This is a genomic window from Pseudomonas sp. GM84, from assembly GCF_000282535.1.
Lineage (GTDB): Bacteria > Pseudomonadota > Gammaproteobacteria > Pseudomonadales > Pseudomonadaceae > Aquipseudomonas.
On sequence record NZ_AKJC01000070.1, the window covers coordinates 15,451 to 34,873 of the forward strand.

At 55.3% G+C, this 19,423-nt stretch carries 21 protein-coding genes and 1 pseudogene; 11 read left to right on the forward strand and 11 right to left on the reverse strand.

Annotated elements, in window-relative coordinates; translation table 11 throughout:
• Positions 1 to 569 precede the first annotated feature (569 nt).
• The 6 genes from PMI38_RS03935 (at position 570) to PMI38_RS03960 (ending at position 5,412) form a co-directional block, all read left to right on the forward strand.
• Complete coding sequence (locus tag PMI38_RS03935) at positions 570 to 1,658, forward strand: polyamine ABC transporter substrate-binding protein (RefSeq protein WP_008091001.1); 1,089 nt, start codon at positions 570 to 572, stop codon at positions 1,656 to 1,658.
• Between the two features lie 8 nt (positions 1,659 to 1,666).
• On the forward strand, positions 1,667 to 2,962 hold the full coding sequence (locus PMI38_RS03940) for an NAD(P)/FAD-dependent oxidoreductase (RefSeq protein WP_008091003.1): 1,296 nt from the start codon (positions 1,667 to 1,669) through the stop codon (positions 2,960 to 2,962).
• A gap of 571 nt (positions 2,963 to 3,533) precedes the next feature.
• Positions 3,534 to 3,827, forward strand: coding sequence for a DUF6555 family protein (locus tag PMI38_RS03945; protein WP_008091005.1), 294 nt, complete (start codon positions 3,534 to 3,536; stop codon positions 3,825 to 3,827).
• A 203-nt stretch (positions 3,828 to 4,030) separates the two neighbouring features.
• Positions 4,031 to 4,255 carry a DUF2188 domain-containing protein gene (locus PMI38_RS03950; RefSeq protein WP_008091008.1) on the forward strand — a complete coding sequence of 75 codons (225 nt, stop codon included), beginning with the start codon at positions 4,031 to 4,033 and terminating at the stop codon, positions 4,253 to 4,255.
• Positions 4,252 to 4,692, forward strand: a complete 441-nt coding sequence (locus PMI38_RS03955) for a hypothetical protein (RefSeq protein WP_043272968.1) — start codon at positions 4,252 to 4,254, stop codon at positions 4,690 to 4,692. The genes PMI38_RS03950 and PMI38_RS03955 overlap by 4 nt, the downstream gene beginning before the upstream one ends.
• Before the next feature lie 288 nt (positions 4,693 to 4,980).
• Positions 4,981 to 5,412, forward strand: coding sequence for a response regulator (locus tag PMI38_RS03960; RefSeq protein WP_008091009.1), 432 nt, complete (start codon positions 4,981 to 4,983; stop codon positions 5,410 to 5,412).
• On the opposite strand, the gene PMI38_RS03965 is transcribed toward PMI38_RS03960, so the two are convergent.
• On the reverse strand, positions 5,378 to 5,782 hold the full coding sequence (locus PMI38_RS03965) for a response regulator (RefSeq protein ID WP_050548563.1): 405 nt from the start codon (positions 5,780 to 5,782) through the stop codon (positions 5,378 to 5,380). The genes PMI38_RS03960 and PMI38_RS03965 overlap by 35 nt on opposite strands.
• A gap of 138 nt (positions 5,783 to 5,920) precedes the next feature.
• The gene (locus PMI38_RS03970) at positions 5,921 to 6,334 is read right to left on the reverse strand and encodes a low affinity iron permease family protein (protein WP_008091010.1); all 414 of its coding nucleotides are present in this window, start codon (positions 6,332 to 6,334) and stop codon (positions 5,921 to 5,923) included.
• Positions 6,335 to 6,496: 162 nt separating this feature from the next.
• On the opposite strand from PMI38_RS03970, the gene PMI38_RS03975 reads away from it, so the two are divergent.
• Positions 6,497 to 7,543 (forward strand): peptidase M42, encoded by a 1,047-nt coding sequence (locus PMI38_RS03975; protein ID WP_008091011.1) that lies wholly within the window; start codon positions 6,497 to 6,499, stop codon positions 7,541 to 7,543.
• A gap of 19 nt (positions 7,544 to 7,562) precedes the next feature.
• Here PMI38_RS03975 and PMI38_RS27425 read toward each other — a convergent pair whose 3' ends face one another.
• The 5 genes from PMI38_RS27425 to PMI38_RS04005 form a co-directional block, all read right to left on the reverse strand.
• Complete coding sequence (locus PMI38_RS27425) at positions 7,563 to 7,811, reverse strand: hypothetical protein (protein WP_081502506.1); 249 nt, start codon at positions 7,809 to 7,811, stop codon at positions 7,563 to 7,565.
• Between the two features lie 143 nt (positions 7,812 to 7,954).
• Entirely contained in the window at positions 7,955 to 9,709 is a 1,755-nt protein-coding gene (locus PMI38_RS03985) for a glycoside hydrolase family 15 protein (RefSeq protein WP_043273008.1), read from the reverse strand.
• 536 nt (positions 9,710 to 10,245) lie between these two features.
• On the reverse strand, positions 10,246 to 10,689 hold the full coding sequence (locus tag PMI38_RS03995) for a DUF421 domain-containing protein (protein WP_008091015.1): 444 nt from the start codon (positions 10,687 to 10,689) through the stop codon (positions 10,246 to 10,248).
• A gap of 9 nt (positions 10,690 to 10,698) precedes the next feature.
• Positions 10,699 to 11,205: a hypothetical protein gene (locus PMI38_RS04000; RefSeq protein ID WP_008091016.1), complete on the reverse strand. Its 507-nt coding sequence runs from the start codon at positions 11,203 to 11,205 to the stop codon at positions 10,699 to 10,701.
• Positions 11,206 to 11,216: 11 nt separating this feature from the next.
• Positions 11,217 to 11,720: a CinA family protein gene (locus PMI38_RS04005; protein ID WP_043272972.1), complete on the reverse strand. Its 504-nt coding sequence runs from the start codon at positions 11,718 to 11,720 to the stop codon at positions 11,217 to 11,219.
• Positions 11,721 to 11,904: 184 nt separating this feature from the next.
• Between PMI38_RS04005 and PMI38_RS27265 the strand changes: the two genes are divergently transcribed.
• On the forward strand, positions 11,905 to 12,069 hold the full coding sequence (locus PMI38_RS27265) for a hypothetical protein (protein WP_177324898.1): 165 nt from the start codon (positions 11,905 to 11,907) through the stop codon (positions 12,067 to 12,069).
• Positions 12,070 to 12,099: 30 nt separating this feature from the next.
• On the opposite strand, the gene PMI38_RS04010 is transcribed toward PMI38_RS27265, so the two are convergent.
• The gene (locus PMI38_RS04010; protein ID WP_008091021.1) at positions 12,100 to 12,957 is read right to left on the reverse strand and encodes an SDR family oxidoreductase; all 858 of its coding nucleotides are present in this window, start codon (positions 12,955 to 12,957) and stop codon (positions 12,100 to 12,102) included.
• Between the two features lie 420 nt (positions 12,958 to 13,377).
• Here PMI38_RS04010 and PMI38_RS27430 point away from each other — a divergent pair, with 420 nt between their 5' ends.
• Positions 13,378 to 13,644, forward strand: coding sequence for a hypothetical protein (locus PMI38_RS27430; protein ID WP_008091023.1), 267 nt, complete (start codon positions 13,378 to 13,380; stop codon positions 13,642 to 13,644).
• A gap of 91 nt (positions 13,645 to 13,735) precedes the next feature.
• Here PMI38_RS27430 and PMI38_RS04015 read toward each other — a convergent pair whose 3' ends face one another.
• Positions 13,736 to 13,969 carry a PLD nuclease N-terminal domain-containing protein gene (locus PMI38_RS04015; RefSeq protein ID WP_008091025.1) on the reverse strand — a complete coding sequence of 78 codons (234 nt, stop codon included), beginning with the start codon at positions 13,967 to 13,969 and terminating at the stop codon, positions 13,736 to 13,738.
• Positions 13,970 to 13,988: 19 nt separating this feature from the next.
• Positions 13,989 to 15,191, reverse strand: a pseudogene (locus tag PMI38_RS04020) (zinc-dependent alcohol dehydrogenase).
• Between the two features lie 198 nt (positions 15,192 to 15,389).
• On the opposite strand from PMI38_RS04020, the gene ligD reads away from it, so the two are divergent.
• Together ligD and PMI38_RS27435 are read left to right on the forward strand one after the other, a co-directional pair.
• Positions 15,390 to 18,173, forward strand: a complete 2,784-nt coding sequence (gene ligD, locus PMI38_RS04025; protein WP_238540160.1) for a DNA ligase D — start codon at positions 15,390 to 15,392, stop codon at positions 18,171 to 18,173.
• 361 nt (positions 18,174 to 18,534) lie between these two features.
• The gene (locus PMI38_RS27435; protein WP_008091029.1) at positions 18,535 to 18,825 is read left to right on the forward strand and encodes a hypothetical protein; all 291 of its coding nucleotides are present in this window, start codon (positions 18,535 to 18,537) and stop codon (positions 18,823 to 18,825) included.
• A 122-nt stretch (positions 18,826 to 18,947) separates the two neighbouring features.
• Here the strand turns inward: PMI38_RS27435 and PMI38_RS04035 are convergent, their stop codons facing one another.
• Entirely contained in the window at positions 18,948 to 19,328 is a 381-nt protein-coding gene (locus PMI38_RS04035; RefSeq protein WP_008091030.1) for an NUDIX domain-containing protein, read from the reverse strand.
• Positions 19,329 to 19,423: the final 95 nt, after the last annotated feature.

The following is a 19,423-nucleotide window of genomic DNA, read 5'->3' on the forward strand; positions in this document are numbered from 1 at the left end:
TTTCATCTTGATCGCGATGTCAGGAATGGAGAGTCTAATCTTCGCTTCGGCCCATTCCGCATCAAGATGAGGGGGATCAGTGCGCAAATCTTGCTGATTTCCTCCAGAGTATTGATGAAATTCAGCTTCACAGCTGCATCTGAAGCCTCTGTTTCCAGGCTCTTGATGCGGTCTTCAAGAGCCTTGACCTGTTCTGTCAGTGTCGCGTCGACACGTGCTTCTGTGTACGTTTTAATCGACTGCTGCATTCTTCCCAATAGCAGACGATTTTTCCTAGTCGCTGTGCGTAGGCACGAAAAGCCTGGGGGCAGAAGCATCAACATTTTTTGGGGGAGCCGAGTGAGAGCTCTCACCGTCGCCTTCCCAATTCTCGCAGCCTGCTTGCACCAATATGGTGCGCATGGCGGGTGAGAAAGTGGATAGATTACATACGAGGGTTCAGCTCAAGATAGACCTGCACCAGAAGCAGCAGAGGAGCAATCTCCAATCCTCTGAGCGGAGTACAGGGCCTCATTGTTCAGGAATTCACATCAAAGCTGCCTACAAAATAAGTCTAAGAAGGGGTTGTCATGCATAAATTCGGTTTTCTGATTTCGTCCACGCTAGCTCTTGCATTCAGTAGCAGCCTTCAGGCCAAGCCCACTGTAAGTATTTACAACTGGACAGACTATATCGGCAGCACCACGCTCGCAGATTTCCAGGCAAGCACGGGCATTACACCTGTGTATGACGTTTTTGACTCAAATGAAACTCTGGAAGGAAAGCTGCTCGCAGGTCGTACCGGATACGACGTGGTGGTTCCATCAAACCACTTCTTGGCGCGTCAGGCTCAGGCTGGAGCATTTCTTGAGCTTGATCGTAGTAAAATTCCTAATTGGAAGCATGTTGATCCCAAGCTGCTGCAGCGGCTTGAAGAAAATGACCCTGGCAACAAATACGCTGTTCCTTACCTCTGGGGTACGAACGGTATTGGATACAACGTAGAAAAAGTCAAGGCAGTGCTGGGCATAGATAAAGTTGATTCGTGGGCGGTGCTTTTCGAACCGAAGAATTTGGAAAAGCTGAAGCAGTGTGGTGTGGCGTTCATGGACTCACCGGACGAGCTTTTCCCCGCAATGCTGAATTATCTAGGCATGAACCCACGTAGTGAAAACCTGGCTGACTATGCTAAGGCAGAGGCTCGCCTTATGGAACTACGGCCTAGTGTCACCTACTTCCATTCCTCTAAGTATATTTCTGACCTCGCCAACGGAAATATCTGCGTCGCATTCGGTTATTCGGGTGACGTATTCCAAGCTGCGTCGCGTGCGCAGGAGGCCAAAAATGGAGTGAAAATCGCTTACTCTATCCCGAAAGAGGGTGCGAACATTTGGTTTGACTTGCTGGCGGTTCCAAAGGATTCAAGTAATCCGGATCAGGCCTATGCTTTTATCAACTATCTGATGGATCCGCAGGTAATCGCAAAGGTAAGTGATGAAATCGGCTATGCCAATGGCAACGTTGATGCCAAACAATATATGGATCAAGCCGTGGTAAATAATGAAGAGGTTTATCCACCTCAGGATGTACTCGACAAGCTTTATATCTCGACGACACCTAGTCCAAAAATTATGCGCGTCATGACTCGCTCTTGGACGAAAATCAAGTCTAATCGATAGGTTCACTCATGACGTCTAATAGTCAACACGCACCTTCCTACTACGCTGCCACAGCACGGAAGCAAACACGCTACCCAACGCTTGATGGTAGTCACACCGTAAACGTATGCGTCATTGGTGGGGGGCTCACGGGAGTAAACACCGCCCTGGAGTTAGCCGAACGTGGACTCTCAGTCATCTTGCTCGAAGGCAGGCAGATTGGATGGGGGGCTAGTGGACGAAACGGTGGTCAGTTGATCCGAGGTATCGGGCATGATGTGTCGGGCTTCTCACGCTTTGTCGGAACTGAAGGCGTGCGATACCTCAAGCAGGCTGGCCTGGATTCAGTAGCCCTAGTTGCTCGTCGGATTGAGCAATACGCGATCAAATGCGATCTGCGATGGGGATTTTGCGACCTTGCCAACACTAGGTCGCAGTTTGAGGCCTTTGAAGACGAGCGCAACGACCTTCAGGATCTCGGCTACAAGCATGAAACGCGGATTGTGCCCCCTGAGCGCATTGGCGAGGTAGTCGGCAGTACGATCTACGCCGGCGCTATGGTGGATATGGGCTCAGGGCATCTGCATCCTTTAGACCTCGTCCAGGGAGAGGCAAGTGCGGCCAGTCGCTTAGGTGTAGCGATTTTTGAAAATAGCCCTGTCCTGAGTATCGGACATGGTAAGACTGTGACTGTAAAAACTGCACAAGGTCAGGTGAGGGCAGATGCACTCGTCTTGGGCTGCAATGCTCATTTGGACGAGCTTGAACCAAGATTGAGCGGAAAAGTGCTGCCAGCCGGGAGCTACATCATTACGACGGAGCCTCTGTCAGAAGACCTAGCGCGCAGTGTGATTCCCCAAAATATGGCGATGTGCGACCAGAAAGTCGGTCTGGATTACTATCGGTTGACTGCTGATAGGCGACTGCTATTTGGGGGCGCATGCCACTACACTGGGCGTGACCCAAAGGACATTACTGGCTACATGCGTCCCAAAATGTTGAAAGTGTTCCCTCAACTAAAAAATGCGCGCATCGATTACGAGTGGGGAGGAATGATCGGCATCACTTCGAATCGTTTCCCTCAGGTAGGGTGTTTGCAAGATCACCCTAATGTCTTCTACGCGCAGGGCTACTCGGGTCATGGGTTGAACGTCACTCACTGGACTGCGAAGCTACTTGCAGAAGTAATTTCGCGTGACACCTCAAAAGGATTCGAGGTGTTTAGCACAGTTCCGCACTTTACTTTCCCAGGAGGAAAAGCCTTTCGTTCGCCGTTACTGGCGCTAGGCATGCTTTGGCATAGGTTGCGTGAAAGCCTCGGTTGAGGGGCAGCTCATTTTGGCGAAGAATACGAGCTTCATCTGTGCGAGAACTGCTTTTTTACTCAAGTGGCGGAGATGAAGCGGACGCGGTGGCTCGCTGCGATGTTCGATGAGCAAGGTGATACGATTTTAAGTGATGAGGCTTACGGTCGCGTCACAGGAGGTACTCGAGATGGTGATGGCAAGCGTAGCTAACCGTTAAGCCGTTCCCGTTTAGGACAAATTATGGCTTGGCAATAATTATCGCTGAGGAATAATTTGTCCAAATTTTGGGCTGTGGGGCAATCGCCGGGCCGGGAGCTTGAGGGGAATAGTGCGTGACCTACGGCACGGCTGCCGTGAACCGAGCCCAGGTTAACCTAGTCTCGGCCCTGCGGGCTTCCATCCTCACGCCTGCGCGCACCGCTTGCTCAGCCGCTTCGCGGAAATGCGACGCTCTGAATTGATTGAGCGTGATGAGCCTGCCATCGATGAGATTTGACAGATAGGGCAGCACCGAGCCGCTCCGTTTCTCAACTGAATTTTTCTCGCGTTCGACACCTCCATAGGGAATGACCTATAGGGAGGGATTCTTGTGTCAGCACTACAACTGTACGTGATCGAGTATGAACTGCACGGCGATCACCGGACATTCATCATCCGTCTCGAGAAGATGGATAACGCTACTGCTTGGCACTGGGCGAGCTGCGATGCTGGTGTCGGCATTATTCCGAGGTTTGGTCAGCACAACGTCAAGCTGGTGAGCCGGCCTTTGGCCGAGCGCTATGGCATTTCCGAAGTGAGATGGAGGTTAGCGGGGCAGGGGCCGGAGTTCATACCTACCCCTGTTGATTTTAAGAAGTTTTCGGAAGGGGCAGGTGGCGCGTAGCGCCAGGGAGATCAAACTGGAGGTAGCTATGCAACCTATGACTGAGGGCCCGGAAGAAAAAGGGCCAAGCGATGTCCCATTTATCAACGACCCGGAAAAGCCCACGTCGCCGCCTTTGAATGATGCCGATGCTACGGACGCAGCAGAGGCGGAGGAAGACATTCAAGACGACGCAGAGTCGATCTAGATCCGAGGAGCTACGCATGGATACCTATCACCTGAGCCCAACCGCCGATGGCTGGGAACTCAAAAAAGCCGGCGCTGAACGTGCTTCGAAGCGTGCCGCCACCAAGCAAGAACTGGTTAGCTCACTGTCCGACTTCTTTAACGGCACAACAGTATCGGTGAAGATCCACAAGGCGGATGGCACCATCGAAGAAGAACGCACCTACCCGCGTTCTGCTGATCCGAGGCGTTCAAAGGGGTGATCCCAGTCACCGCTAGTGACCTTGGAATTGAGCTCAGCGACACGAGCAGTCACGGTTTGTACAAGTGGCTGCTCGCAAGCTTTCTCATCGGTAAAAGGATTCGCTCAACTGTCGCGGTGGAGACCTATCGGAGCTTGGTTGATCGGCATGGCCTGGACACCCCCGCCAAGCTCGCCCGATGCTCTCACCAACAGCTGGTCGTATGGCTTGGCCAAGCGGGTTATGCCAGATATGACCAGTCCACTGCGAGACGACTGCATGCGTTGGGGACGGGGCTGTCCAGTGATTTGGATGCTCAGCTCAGCTTTTTACGCCAGGGTCTCATTGACCTGCCCACATTCCAACGCTGGCTTTTAAGTTTTGAGGGAATTGGCATTAAAACTTTGGAGATTTTCATGCGAGAAGCTGCCGCACTGCTCGATAACGAGAGGCTGTAAGGACTCTTGGAAGGGCACGACTGAGACCGCCGCCCTAGGCTATCAGTGCGAGCCTAAGTGCATGCCAGCGTTGGAACTTTACGCAATCAACTGCCACCTCCAGGGCGAGCCCGGCCGATACTATCCTCAAGGTGAACAGACCCAACGGCAGAGCACTACGGCGTTTCCGCAGTGCGGAGGTGCGTTTCGAGCGGCGTATGCTCCTGATTGTGTGCGGATGGCCATATGCCTTCATCGACCCGATGCCTTTAGCATGGAACACTGGAAGATCTCAGGACGGGAGGTTCCATGAAGCTCGAGGCCAAAGGACTATCGCTACGCGGACACACAGTGCTGGTCGTTGAAGACGATGTAACACTCAGAACGCTGCTCGTAGACATCCTGATTGAGCTCGGTGCTCATGCGTGTGGTTTTGGTAATGCGGAGGATGCCCTCATCCATCTTCTTGAAAACCACGGCAACTGTTCGTTGATAATCGCCGACCACGGTGTGCCTGGCACACTCAAGGGAGTGGAGTTCCTGCAGATGGTGGGGGAAAAGTGGCCCGACATTCCCACTATTCTGACTTCCGGTTTCCAGTTGGAGAGCTTAGGTGAAGGTCTATCCAGTGAATTCTTATTCAAACCATGGTCGGTCGAAGAGCTGACTGCGACAATCGCCAAGGCCTTGGTTCGCAAGCCCGGTATTACGCAGCAGGACGTTGATCAACATCCTGCATGAGATAAGGCTTCACGCACTCTATGAAGCGTTCTAGCGGCCAGGGTTTTTGGAGGAAGTGGATGTCTTGAGGTAGTGCCTCACTCATTTCAGGATGATAGCCGCTGGATACGATGACGTCGGTGTCTGGCAGTTCCTTACGTGCGATCCAAGCCAGGTTCAATCCTGTCGAGACTCCCGGAGTCCGGACATCGGTAATCACCAGTGACCATGGTTGCAGTCCCAGCATCGCAATGCCTTCATCGGCAGTCGCCAGCGCAGTCACGGCTGCGCCTAGATCTTCCAGCAGCATCGTGATCATTTCTCGGAGGGCGGGTTCATCCTCCACCAGAAGAACAGAGGGAGGCATATCGGGGAGTTTTGGCTCAATCATCAGGGTACTCTTATCCAAGCGCACGTGAATAAAGCCATCCATCCTTGAACCGCCGCAACGGCATGGCGACGCGCGATATCATTCCGACATCGCTTTCGCCGGGAAAATTCACTCGCACTATCTGAAAGAAATTTCACCTCATTTTATAGCGTCTTCGCTGGGGGCTTGAGCGGGATCGGCGTCGGCCCTAGGTACTTCCTGATCACATTTCTCGCCCATCGCCCGGTACTCCTTTCGCAGCGCATGCAACTGCTTGTTGTCCAGCGCTTCGAGGTCAAGGACGGAACGCTCGGCAGACTTTGTCGCCCGGATCAGCTCGTCCAGCTTGAGATGGATGATGTCGTTGTCCCGGTTTTGAGTGTTCTGAATTAGGAAGACCATCAGGAATGTGATGATCGTGGTAGAAGTGTTGATAATGAGCTGCCACGTATCGTTGTAATGAAACCAAGGCCCGGAGGCTGCCCACATCGTGATTAGTACGATGGCGATGAGAAAGGTGCTTGGCCTGCCTGCGTGGTCTGACAGCCGTTGGCAGAATTGCGCGAATTTCATGATGCTCTCCCTCTGATACGTTGCGCTTACTCAGTTGACCGCCCGCGTGATCAGAAATCATTTTTTACATTTGGCGGATGCAGCGAAAGGTGGGCACGATCACTTTGAACAGCAGCGGCGCAAGCAGGGTCAACCGCTACGACTTTGCTTTGGAGGGTAGTCATGGAAGTCGAGCCGCTGTTGACAGAGCTCTTGATGGCGCGTGGCCCAGGTGGTCAGGAAGATGAGGTACGTTCGATTTGTCTGCGAGAGCTCACTGCATTCTGTGATGACTTGAAAGTCGACAGGGCGGGGAACGTCATAGGCCTGATCAAGGCTGCGCATGACAGTGATCCTGGCGAGGCGATCAGGGTTATGGCGCACCTGGATGAGATCGCCATGATCGTAAAAACGGTCGAGGCTGACGGGACGCTTAAGGTTGTCGCGCTTGGTGGAGCTCAGCCGATCTGCTTTGGCGCTTGCCCAGTCGACATGCTGGGCGACCGAACGACAATTCCGGGCGTTCTCTCTTACGGCTCGATGCACAACAGTGGCAGCACCCCCACAGGCCGGGACGTATTGGCTGGCGACGTTCACTGGAATGATGTTCATGTGGTTACTCGTCTAACCAAAGCCGCCTTGGAAGAAGCGGGTATTCGACCAGGGTCGCGCGTGGTGCTGAGTCAGCACTGGCGCAGGCCATTCATCGTCAACGACTGCATTGCCGCGCATTTCCTTGATGATCGAGCGCCTGTCACCGCCGTGATTCATTCCGCTGCCTTGCTCAGCAAGCGTCGGCATTTGCTCAAGCAGGATGTCTGGGTGGTGTTGACCACACTCGAGGAGGAGTCCAACGCTGGTGCAATGTATGCAGCCCGCACGCTACCGGGGGATACCACCATCGCGGTTGAAGTAGGGCCCGTACTGACTGAGTACGACACGCGGCTATGCGCAGGCCCGATTATCAATGCCGGCGATCAGAAGGGCTATTACAGCCGGACGGTGATCCATGGCTTGCTGGAGGCTTCCCGTCGTGCCGGTTACGAGCCCCAGGCAGCTTTACTGTTGGACTTCGCCTCGGATGCCAGTGCTGTAATGAGCGCAGGAGTCTGCGCGCGTGCGGGCTGCATTGCCATTCCAACTGAAAACACGCATGGGTTCGAGTTGATCCATTCGCAGGGGATTTCAGCCTGCGCCGCGACGCTCGTCGAGTATCTGATCGACCCTTAGACTACCTGTTTCAAGCTGGTCATGACCGCAGCTCGGCTGTTGTGTTCTTCCTCCAACCCCTGAGGTTCATAAGACACAGCACTACCTGAAGCACAATCAATGCCCACGCTTGTGCATGCCATCCCCAGACCGTCCATAAAATGTTGCTTGCGATAAAGCAACAGAAGCCCACTTTGCGCCGCCCAGGGCGATGCGATCCAATACACCAGGCTGCCAGCACTGTGACCGCCATCGCTGGCCATTCCAGCAGCTCAACCCAACTTTCCATCAAACCATTCCAGACCGTTTCCATAAACCTAGAGCCATTTTCCGTCGGTCAAGCCGCTTGTGAGTAATCCGGCTCCCTTTGGATTTGGAGTACACCCTAAAGGGCTGGGTTCCGCATACGACAAGGCAGGTGAGGCGGCCCATTTAACGCTCTGGGCCGTAGCCGCTGATTGCCAGGGCGGCGCGCATCGCAGCAAGATGCGTAAGCCCTTGCGGCAGGTTTCCGAGGAAGTTTCCTGTACTAGGATCGATCATTTCTGAGTAGATCCCCACGCCATGTTCGAGGCCTTTCACGGCAGCGTGGAACGCTGACTCGCCCCGCTCGCACTCCCCAAGAAGCGCCCAAGCTTCAATGATCCAGAAGGTACAAGCCAGGAAGCAGCCTTCTTCCTCATAGGCTTGGCTATATCGGTAGTGGAAAGCCCCAGCGCCCAGCTCGGCTTGGACAGCTTCCAGGGTGCAACGCAGACGTTTTGGTGAGGGATAGCCTATGCGCACAGCAAGTGCTACTGACGCATCGAGTCGATCTGTCCCAGGATAAAAAACGTAGGCCTGACGTCGCTCACTCCAACAGTGTTGCTCGATCCATGCCTGGATGCGTTGCCGTTCTCGATCCCACCGTTCTCGGCATGTGGTCGGGAGGTGACCACCATCAGCAAGTTCGATGGCGCGACTCAAAGCCTGCCAGCAACTGATCTTGGACATCGTGTAGTGGCGCGTCTCCTGCAATTCCCATATCCCTGCGTCAGCCTGCCTCCAGCTATCGGCGCATTGATCAGCAAGACCCGCGAGGATCATTGCGCTGGGGGAGTCGAGGATATTGCCGCTGTCGATGAAACAGCGAGCGGTCTCGAAAATGTCGCCGAAGACACCATGTTGGAGTTGGTCACGCGCGTCGTTTCCCACTACTGGAGGTGAATTCTTGTAGCCAGGGAGGTTAACCCTGCGCGTGCAATCACCGAGCGCCCCATCCAGCGTATACAACACCCTTGGGCCATGCTCGCCCAGTCGATTCAAAAGCCAGGTGAAAGCTGCCTTGGCTTCGGGCTGTGCCCCGATAGCCAGGAATGCCTCGATGGTATATCCAGCGTCCCGGATCCAGGCGAAGCGGTAGTCGAAGTTCTTTGTACCACCTATCCGCTCGGGCAGGGACGAGGTGCCTGCAGCCATGATCGCGCCGCTCGGTGAGGATAAAAGAAGCTTTAGGGCGAGTGCATTCCGCACAACCAGTGGTTTGAGTGGGCCGTCATAGATAAGGCTCTTCGACCATTGGCACCACTCTCGATGCGAACCGTCAATACGCTCGTCGATGAGCTCCAGTGGTGGGAGCACCAGTGGCTCATCTCGCCCAGCCACGATCGCCAAAACAGTCCGTTGCCCCCGGCTTACCCTGATGAATGCCCGGACGCCCATGTCATCCTTGCGATCAATCTGCAACTGGGCGTCGTGCATAAACATTCCTAGGATGCGACCGGCATGAAACACGCAGCCGTTGTCATTCGGCGTCAGATAAGGGCTTACGGTATCGGCCTGTGTACCGAAATCAATGGCGATGTCGAAATCGACAAAACCGTCCATCCCCTCTATACGCCTCGCGAGTTCAGCCCAAGGTAAACGACCAGCTGGGCCACTGTTGAGCGATTCGGTCACTCGCGCTTTCCCGCTCGAAGTGACAAAGCACGTCTCCAGTACGTTGCTGCCTGGGAGATAACGACGTTCAGCACGATACTTTTCGCGAGGGGTGATGGAAAAGAACCCACCTGGGTGAGGTGCCAACAACCGGTCGAACAGTGGTGGAGAGTCCATCTGCGGAACGCACCACCAATCAATAGAGCCGTCCAAGCCTATCAACGCCACCGAGCGCCCATCACCCAGAGCACCGTATTGCTCCAGCAGCAACCATCCGCCGTCGTCGCGTTGGGGTTCAGCGTGCTGCATGCCATCGGCGAATTGTTTTTCCACGAGCCGTTACCCTGCTGAATTGTCCAGTTGGGACAGGCTTGTCGAGCTGATGGTTCGCTCCGACTTTCAGCTGGAAGTCTTTTCTCAGATTATTTAAAAATCGGAATTTCGAGTTGCCGCTGAACTCTCAGTCGACGGTAGGTGCATCTTTTTCTCGGCTCCAATCCTCCCAACCAACCAGACCAACAGAGGGTTTTATGACTTGTCTGATTTGCGCAGGGCATGCGCACTCCGTGGAATGTGCGACGGGGTGGGAAGAGCGGCATTGTTCGGAGTGCGGAGGCTATCGCATCTCCCAATTACTCATTTTGGCGATGATGGATCAGGGGCAGATCTTCGACACCAGCAAAATGCGAGAATGGCTGACCACCCAGCGGAGTCTGATGCCTACTCCAATAATTGAGCCTCACCACGCCATTCTCCTTAGTTAAATAGGCGGGGCGCCGTGGCCTGCCCGAGGCTCCTAGAGAATGTCACTCGTTGGGAATGATCGAGATCTTGCCGTTGCGCTCGACAATGGCAAATTTGATCTGCTCCACTTTTTCGATTCCCTGGCTATCGCGCGCAGATTCAAGAATATCGTCTTCAGTTAGCCGCGCTCGGTGCATACGGTGGTGCAGAAAACGGCCATGCTCAACGACCAGCGTAGCGTGGCCATCCAGCAGTCGCGCCAAAGGCTTGGAATTGAGTTTCGCGAGCGACAGTCCGACATCCAGGACGATCAGCGTCGCGATGACCAACATGGCATTGGTGAAGGAAAAATCATCGCCCAGCAAAGCCTGTTGGGTCGCTTCGCCGATGATTAACAGCAGCACAAAATCAAAGGTCGTCAAGTCAGCTAAGGAACGTCTGCCTGCAACGCGAAACAACAGCATGAGGGCGATGTACATGCCGGCTGCGCGAAGGATTGAATCCATTACTCGCTCCTAAGGGAATAGGAAGGTAGAGAAGTGGACTGCACTGGATGGGCCTGTGCGCACCGCGCATTCCAGTGTTCCAACATACTCGCTGCGTAAGGTCAGATAGAGCGTGGCAATTCCATCCTCGCTGGTTCCCAGTTGCAGCAAGATGGCCTTGCCCTGTGAGAGCGAGGCTTGTGGTTGAGGTTGTAAGGTTTCGATGCTGGCTTCGCGCAGTAGTGAACCATCGAGCTGCACCATGATGGGTTCTCGGGCGCTGCCGCGTACAGTGATGCGCAAGCTGTCAGTTGTGCCACTGCGGCTGAGGCGTTGATACTCCACATGCAGACGGCCATCAGCGCTCGTGACCTGAGCATTGCTGAGTGGGCCATTACCGAATACGCCGGCCAATCCAAGTAAGACAATGACGACCAACAGGTACCAACCCACGCGTTCGAAGCGCCAGACGCGCTGCTGCATGGTCATGTCTTCCTGGACAGGCTGCTGTCTCGACACCAGTTCATCATCCGCCATAGCCCTAATCCTCAGGCGCGCTCCCCACGAAGCCAGCGCTCGTGATATTGGATCAGGCGGGTCAGTCCGTAGACGGCCCCGTCATGCATGACTTGCGCTCGCTCTCCAAAAAAACGCTGGGTACGGGTAAATACGGCAATTGGTTCCCCGGCAAATGCCCACGCAAAGCACAGCGTGCCGGGTAGAACCCCAGATGCTGGGCTAGGCCCGGCTACACCGGTAGTTGCAATAACGACGTTGGCATCGCTGTCCTTCAAAGCCCCTAGAGCCATCTCCCAGGCGACTGGTTCGCTAGTGAGCCCATATCGTTCGATGGTCTCCGCGCTTACACCTAGCAGACGCTTCTTGGCGGAGGGGGAATACACTACGTAGCCGCTTTCGAGCACCTCGCCCGTACCTGGGAATGCCGCTAGCAGAGCGACCATGCAGCCTGCTGTACAGGACTCGGCAGTGCTAAGTACCAGATGGTGGTCTTTGAGGTAGCCAAGCACGGCCAGTACAGGATCACTTGCCATTTTGATGTCGACTCGTTGTTCTTTTGTGGTGGACGTGTCAGCTATGTAAATGGTTCACCGGTTCAGCGTAGGTTCGCTTGGGTTCTTGACTTGAACTTCATTCCCCGCGTCAGCATCAATTTAGATAGCACGGAGCTGGGCTCCGAAGTGTTATTTGAATGAGAGAGATAAGGGTAGGGTAGCCATGAAAAAGCACACCGACACCGGGCATAGGCCAAAGGCCCCGTCAAAATCCCAGGGTGAAGAAGAACGCGACAACGATGCTCATCGACCGGATGGCTCATCAGGCACCGATCATGATTCGACCGCTCAGAAAGCAGCGCGTAATGAAGGGGAGAAAAAGCACTGAGGCCAGCAACAGCTGGCCTCAGTGCTTTCATCAGAGGATGGGTTTGCCGCCGGTTATCCCGTAGCGTGAACCCGAGATGTAGCTGGCCTCATCAGAACCCAGCAAGACATAAATCGGCGCGACCTCCACCGGTTGCCCTGGTCGCCCCATTGGGTAACTCGAACCGAAGTTCTTCACGGCTTCATCCGGCATGGTGGCAGGTATCAGCGGTGTCCAGATCGGGCCGGGGGCTACGCTGTTGACCCGTATGCCTTGCTTGCCGAGCAGTTGGGCGAGGCCGGCGGTGAAATTTGCAATCGCACCTTTGGTGGCGGCATACGCCAACAGGCTGGGTGATGGGTCGTCAGAGTTGACCGAGCTGGTGTTGATGATCGACCCGCCTTTGGGCATCGACGGCAATGCGCGCTGGCAAATCCGGAAAATGGCGGTGATGTTGGTATCGAAGGTCTTCACCCATTCATCATCGTCAATCTCGTCCAGGCCCTCATGAGCCATCTGGAACGCGGCATTGTTGACCAGAATATCGATGCGACCGAACTGCGCCACCGTCTTGTCGACGATGTCGTAGCAGTGCTGCTTTTGCGCCAGGTCACCTGGTAGCAGCAGGCACTGCCGGCCAGCAGCTTCCACCCAACGCGCTGTTTCCTGCGCATCTTCGTGCTCATTCAGGTAGGCAATGGCAAGGTCGGCGCCCTCGCGGGCGTAGGCAATGGCCACTGCGCGCCCGATGCCGCTGTCGGCGCCGGTGATCAGGGCGATTTTGCCTTCGAGCCGGTTGTTGCCGCTGTATGTCTGCTCACCGCAGTCTGGATACGGCTCCATCTTGCGTTGTGAGCCTGGTACGCTTTGCGGCTGAGAGGGAAACGGGGGGGTGGGGTAGTCGCTCATGGGGGGAAGCTCCTGCAGTTAAGAACGCTCATTACCGTTCGAAACGTACGAGAGGCTGGTGTTGAGGTGAATTCAGGAATAGTACGACGGACGGTCAGCTTGCCATCGCCGATGACTCACTTGAATCTAACAATCGCTATCAGTCTCACTGAGTCACGGGCAGGGCTTAACCAGGAACAGCCCTCCGGTAGGACTACTCAAAGTACCCCGTCATCATCGTCATATGAGTCTGGGATATTGGTGGTGAGCGACCCAGTCCAAACCCAGAACAATCAGCAAACCTCTGATCCCAACGTCACAGAGTGCCCAATCATCTTTACCCATTCGTCTCGAGAACCTCGTCCAGGCCACTGACACTGCTCCTCTGAACCTTTGAGGCATTGACGACTCAACCGGGCATCCGACGTGAGAGGGCTATTGATGCGCACCTTTGAGAAAGACCTCTCTGCACCTCAACTGTTAAAGCTCAACTGTTTGGCCGGATGGTTTCGGGTGCTAGAGGACAGAGCATTGCGTATGGATTCGCCGGACGACTATCACGAGGAACTGCTTCGCCGGGCGGATGAGATGGATCGTCGAGGAATCATCTCCTGGCAGGAGTGGCGTGATTTACGTCGAGAGGCTGACGCTGCTTACCTTAGAGCCGTAGCAGGGGACGATTATCCCTCAGGGTTTCTCAGGAGCTGAGTTAGGGAATGCCGCAACGCTGCGCCCTGAGGCAGGGCAGGGCCCATAGGCGCCGCGCAGGTATCCGGGCAGCTCGGTTTGAACGAGAATGTCAGCCCTTGCTGTGTTCGTCTGACGTCGGCCCAGTCCCGCGTTTAATCCCACGCGGCCCAGCTATTCCCCAAACGGCCAGTCCAACCAGCGGTAGAGCCAGGATCAGCAAGGCCCACATGGCTTTGGTCGCATCGGTCTTGTCGCTTCGGAACACGCTGACAATTGCCCACAGGTCGATCAACAAAAGAATGGTTGCTACCGCGATCCAGAAGTACGTACCAAGGTCGTTCATGAGTTTGTCCTCCGGTGGCTTACACGTAATCACTCCCTAACGTTCCAGAGGCCGCCCCTGGAACGAGGATGACTTTCCGGCAGTTATCCTGTTTTTGATCGAACATTTTGTAGCCCATGGCAGCCTCTTCCAGGGCTAGGCGGTGAGTAACGATCAGTTCCGGTTGCAGACGCCCGGTTTCTATGTGTTCGAGCAACTCCGGTAGGTATTTCTGCACATGGGTCTGGCCCATTTTGAACGTCACCCCCTTGTCGAACGCATCGCCAAACATGAAGGCGTGAATGAAGCCGGCATACACGCCCGGCACACTGACTACGCCCCCGCGCCGCACGGCGGCAATGCTTTGGCGCAGGGCCTTGCCGCTGCTGCCCTCGATCTTGAGTGCCGTCATGACTGTTTCTGCAGTGCTGCCCTTGGCCTCGAAGCCAACGGCGTCGATCACGGCGTCGACGCCCCGCATACCCGATGTTTGTCGAATGATGCTGTCGGCGGGATCATCATCCTGCTCAAAGTTGATTGGAATTACGCCCTAGGCGTCGCGGGCGTAGGCTAGACGGTAGTCGTTGTCATCCACCATGAAGATGGTCTGCGCGCCGAGCATTCGCGCGCACGCCGCGCTGAGTAGACCCACTGGCCCCGCGCCGTAAATGGCGACTGAGGAACCTTGGCCGATCTCGGCGTTTATGACGGCCTGCCAGGCGGTCGGCAATATGTCGGAAAGAAAAAGCACTTTATCGTCAGCTAGGGCGGTGGGCACCTTGAAGGGGCCGACATTGGCTTTGGGTACACGCACGTAATCGGCCTGGCCGCCTGGAATGCCACCATACAAATGGCTGTAGCCAAACAGTGCGGCGCCTGGCGGAATGCCTTTCTTATTAATGATGGAACCGCGTCCAGTGTTAGTGGTTTCGCAGGCGGCGAACAGATCGTGCTGGCAGAAGAAGCAACTGCCGCAAGCGATGACAAAGGGGATCACTACACGGTCGCCTACCTGCAGATTGGTTACGTCCGTCCCTATGTCTTCGACGATGCCCATGAACTCGTGGCCGAAGATATCGCCCGACTCCGTTTCCGGAATCTTTCCTCGGTACAGATGAAGATCAGAGCCACAAATGGCAGTCGCGGTGACCCTGAGGATGATGTCGTCGGGGTCTTTAATAATGGGGTCAGGGACGGTATCGACTCTGACATCGTTAGCTCCGTGGTAAGTCAATGCTCTCATTGTCTCAAGCTCCTGCAACCGTGGATTTCGATAGAGGTATGCAGGGGAAGCCTCATTGAGGGCCAAAGTTCAGCTGAACCTGTCGAGTGGTGCTGCCCTTAATTACCTGAGCTCTCACCGAGCCCCGATTCTGATCTGAACGATAATCCGGTTGCTTGAATCAAATCAGGAAGGCTAATCCCGGGGAGTGAAACTCAAGTGGACGACACTTCGCTTGCTTTCATGATCTTTGCAGCTGACCACCCAGATGCGCTTCAGCAAATTCGTGCATTAGGCGAAGCCGAGGCTCAGGAGGCAGGTGAACCGTTGCCAGAGCTTCGCACTACGATGGTCAATCAGATCCTTGCCGGGGAAGCCACCCATCGAGGCATTTCGCTAGAAGCCCTCGTAGAGGGGCTCATTGGAAGGCTTGACGAATCAGTTCACGACTCAACCCTGCCTGGCCTTGACAAATACAACCAAATGCGGAATTTCGATGCCACACCCGAACCATCAGGTGAGCCAAGAATTTCGAGGCGTTCGAAGCGTGCCGCTCCTCAAGCCTTACAGTTCTGTGTTCACAAACATGATGCCACCCGGCTGCACTACGATTTCCGTCTGGAGCTTGATGGCACCCTTAAAAGCTGGGCCATACCCAAGGGGCCGTGCTTCGATCCAAAAGTGAAGCGCCTCTCGGTGCATGTCGAAGATCACCCACTCGATTACGCCTCGTTCGAAGGCACCATCCCCAAAGGGCACTACGGCGCTGGGGATGTGATCGTTTGGGATCGCGGTGTCTGGCTTCCTCGAGGTAATCCAGCGGAGGCCTATAAGAAGGGCCGCATGAAGTTCGAGTTGCAGGGTGAAAAGCTATGTGGTGAGTGGAACCTCGTTCGAACGAACATAGAGGGAAAGCAGGAGCAATGGTTTCTGATCAAGCACCAAGACGAGGCCGCTAAACCGCTTGCCGATTTCGACGTTGTGGTCGATCTGCCCAACAGTGTGCTGAGCGACCGTACCATCATCCCCAAGAAGCGCGGTCGGGTGAAAGCAACGTCATCCAATCCGACCCCTCCTACAGCCGTCACCGGGCCGAGCACAGACGACGCTGTGGCTGCAGCACTGCCAGAGAAGCTGTCTCCGCAGCTAGCGACCTTGGTGGACTCCAGCCCTCGAAGCGAAGCGTGGCGCTACGAAATCAAGTTCGATGGTTACCGCATGCTGTGCCGCGTCGATGGAGATGACGTCCGGCTGTTCACCCGCAATGGTCACGACTGGACTGCGAAGTTGCCCAAGCAGGCGGCTGCAATCGCCTCGCTTGGGCTTGCAACGGCCTGGCTGGACGGCGAGATCGTCATCCTAGATGAGAACGGCGTACCGAATTTCCAAATGCTACAAAATGCTTTCGACGCCGGCAGGAGTCAAGGAATCGTCTACTACCTGTTCGACTTGCCGTACCTCAATGGCGCGGATCTTCGGCAGGTGCCGGTAGAGAATCGTCGAGGTTTGTTGAAGCAGATTTTCGATGACTCGACCGACCCGCTGCTGAGGTTCTCCGAAGACTTCACCGAAGACGTCGACGCATTGATGAACAGTGCCTGCCAGATGCGCATGGAGGGGTTGATCGGCAAACGCTTGGGCAGTCCCTACGTATCCCGGCGCAGTGATACGTGGGTCAAGCTCAAGTGCCAACATCGCCAAGAGTTTGTGATCGTCGGCTACACCGACCCGAAAGGTGCAAGGAGTGGCTTTGGCGCCCTCGTCCTTGCCCTCAATGTTGAAGACAGTGGGAAGTTGCGGTACGCCGGCAAGGTCGGCACTGGTTTTACTGAATCGACTCTCGCCACCATCCTGGAAACGCTACTGCCGCTGGAGCAGAAACAGGTGCCGGTGATGAACCCACCGAAAGGTGTCGACGGCAAAGGCATTCACTGGTTGCGGCCTACCCTGCTCGCCGAGGTCACCTTCGCCGAGATCACCTCGGACGGTGTGGTCAGGCACGCGGTGTTCCAAGGTATCCGGACGGACAAGCCTGTCCAGGAGATTACGGAGGAGAAGCCGGCGCCTGCGCCGAAGGGGGGAGGGTCAGCTAAAGCGAAGTCGGAAGACAAAACCTCCGCGACCATGGTGCGGATCACCCATCCTGAGCGTGTGATTGATCCCAGCAGCGGCCTCACGAAACGAGACCTGGCCGAATACTACGCGCAGGTCTCACCTTGGCTCCTGCCTCACCTGAAAGACCGGCCCATTGCTCTGGTCAGGACACCAGAGGGGATTACCGGAGAGCTGTTTTTCCAGAAGAATGCAGATCGCCTGGCCATCCCGAATATCACCACAGTGGCCAAGGCCGAAGCCGGCAAAGCGGGCATGGTCATCAACAACGTCGAGGCTCTTGTCGGTGCTGTGCAAATGAGCACCATTGAACTGCATTCCTGGAACGGTACGACTGACCATATCGAACAGCCAGACCGCTTCGTGTTGGATCTCGATCCTGATCCCGCGCTGCCTTGGAAAGCCATGGTCGAAGCCACTCAGTTAACCTTGGTAGTGCTCGATGAGTTGGGTCTGCAGTCGTTTCTCAAAACCAGTGGAGGAAAGGGCATCCACATCATGGTGCCGCTCACGCCTAAGGCTTCGTGGGAAGAGGTGAAAGCCTTCAGCCAGGCCATCGTAAAGTACATCGCGAAGCTTATCCCTAATCGGTTCGCGGCCGTAATGGGCCCTAAGAACCGCATTGGCAAGATCTTCATCGATTACCTGCGGAACGGTAAGGGAGCTACGACCGCCAACGTCTTTTCGGCGCGGGCGAGGGAAGGGTTGCCCGTGTCAGTGCCGATCTTCCGGGAGGAAATCATAGAGCTGCAGTCGGCAGCCAGATGGAACATCAAAAATTTGCAGGAGCGTCTGGATGAGCTTGGTGGCGATGATCCATGGGGTGATATGGTTGAGGTTGACCAGCTCATCACGATGGAGATGCAACAACGAATCGGGATGAAATCATGAGCGCGTGACAGGATTCAGCGGCATGCGGCGCCGGGCGGTATACGAGGAACGTAAGCCGCCGTGCAAAAAATTGTGATGAGGAAAAGTAGGCGACAGAGGGTTCTGGTTTGCCTCAGCTCCTATCCTATGGGGCAATCATCAAGATAGATACGTGGGTAAGTCGGCACTCAGAACCAACCTACTGAAGGCTTATAAAATCCATAACTGGCCGGTACGTGGCTAGGTCTCAGCTCAACACCATCCCTCGTCATGTCCTGTCATATTGAACCCCCATAATCCGCCAGGCGGCGATTGCATTGCCGCTTCGCTGCGCTATGGTGAGAGCACCCCACTAATAAGACTAAAGTCGTAGGAGGTCGGCATGCGGATTCGCGGTGATGTTTTCTGGAGATGGGCAGATCCAACGCTTCACCACAGGTCTCACGATGAGACGCTCGACGATGGGACGACCATGGACATCCAGGTGCGACTGTCGCGCACGGGCAGTACCCAATTGTTCATCGGGGTATATGCCGGGACGGGGATGGCGCTCCATGAAGAGGCTTTCTACTCGCGTCCAGGTGAGTCGATGACTCGGGCCCTGGCATGGGGCGTCGGACGTGCACGATGCCTTGCGACCAATCAGCAGCCTGCTGAACGGCAAGTGGCATAAGAATTATGTAAGGCGGGGGGCGGCCATTGCTGGCCGCCACCCTGGTGATCCCATACCCTGAGGCAGGGCGATACAGCTGCATTTCGTGGCACTACAGCGGCCACCAGCCTCGGAGCGCTTCACTACCCGTGATAGATCAAGCCTTCTCGCTTCAGCAGCTTGATGTTGGTTTGTTTCACCATCGCTCCTGTCAGTTCATGACCACTGAACCAGCGGCATTCCACGATTTCGTGACCCGCGCTCGGCAGCATCGTGGGTTCGATAGACATTTGATAGAGGTAGTGTTCTTCGTCATCGAAGATGTAATGGCCCAGAAACCGAGCGCCAGTGAAGGGCAGGCTTGTCTCCTCCTTCAGCTCTCGTTTTGCCGCGTCAACATGCCCTTCGCCAGGATCAATCTTGCCGCCTGGTAGTGACCATTCAGGAGCGTCTTTGCGGACAAGAAGAATCTTCCCCTCCTGCAAGCAGATTACTGTCGAATGCATCTCTCTTAGGTTGGTCATGTTCAATCCTCCTCTATGTACGGAGGGCTTGAAAATCACGGGAAAAGTTCACGTTAAACGACGGTGTGAGCGTTGGCGCCTGCCAGCTTTTGTCA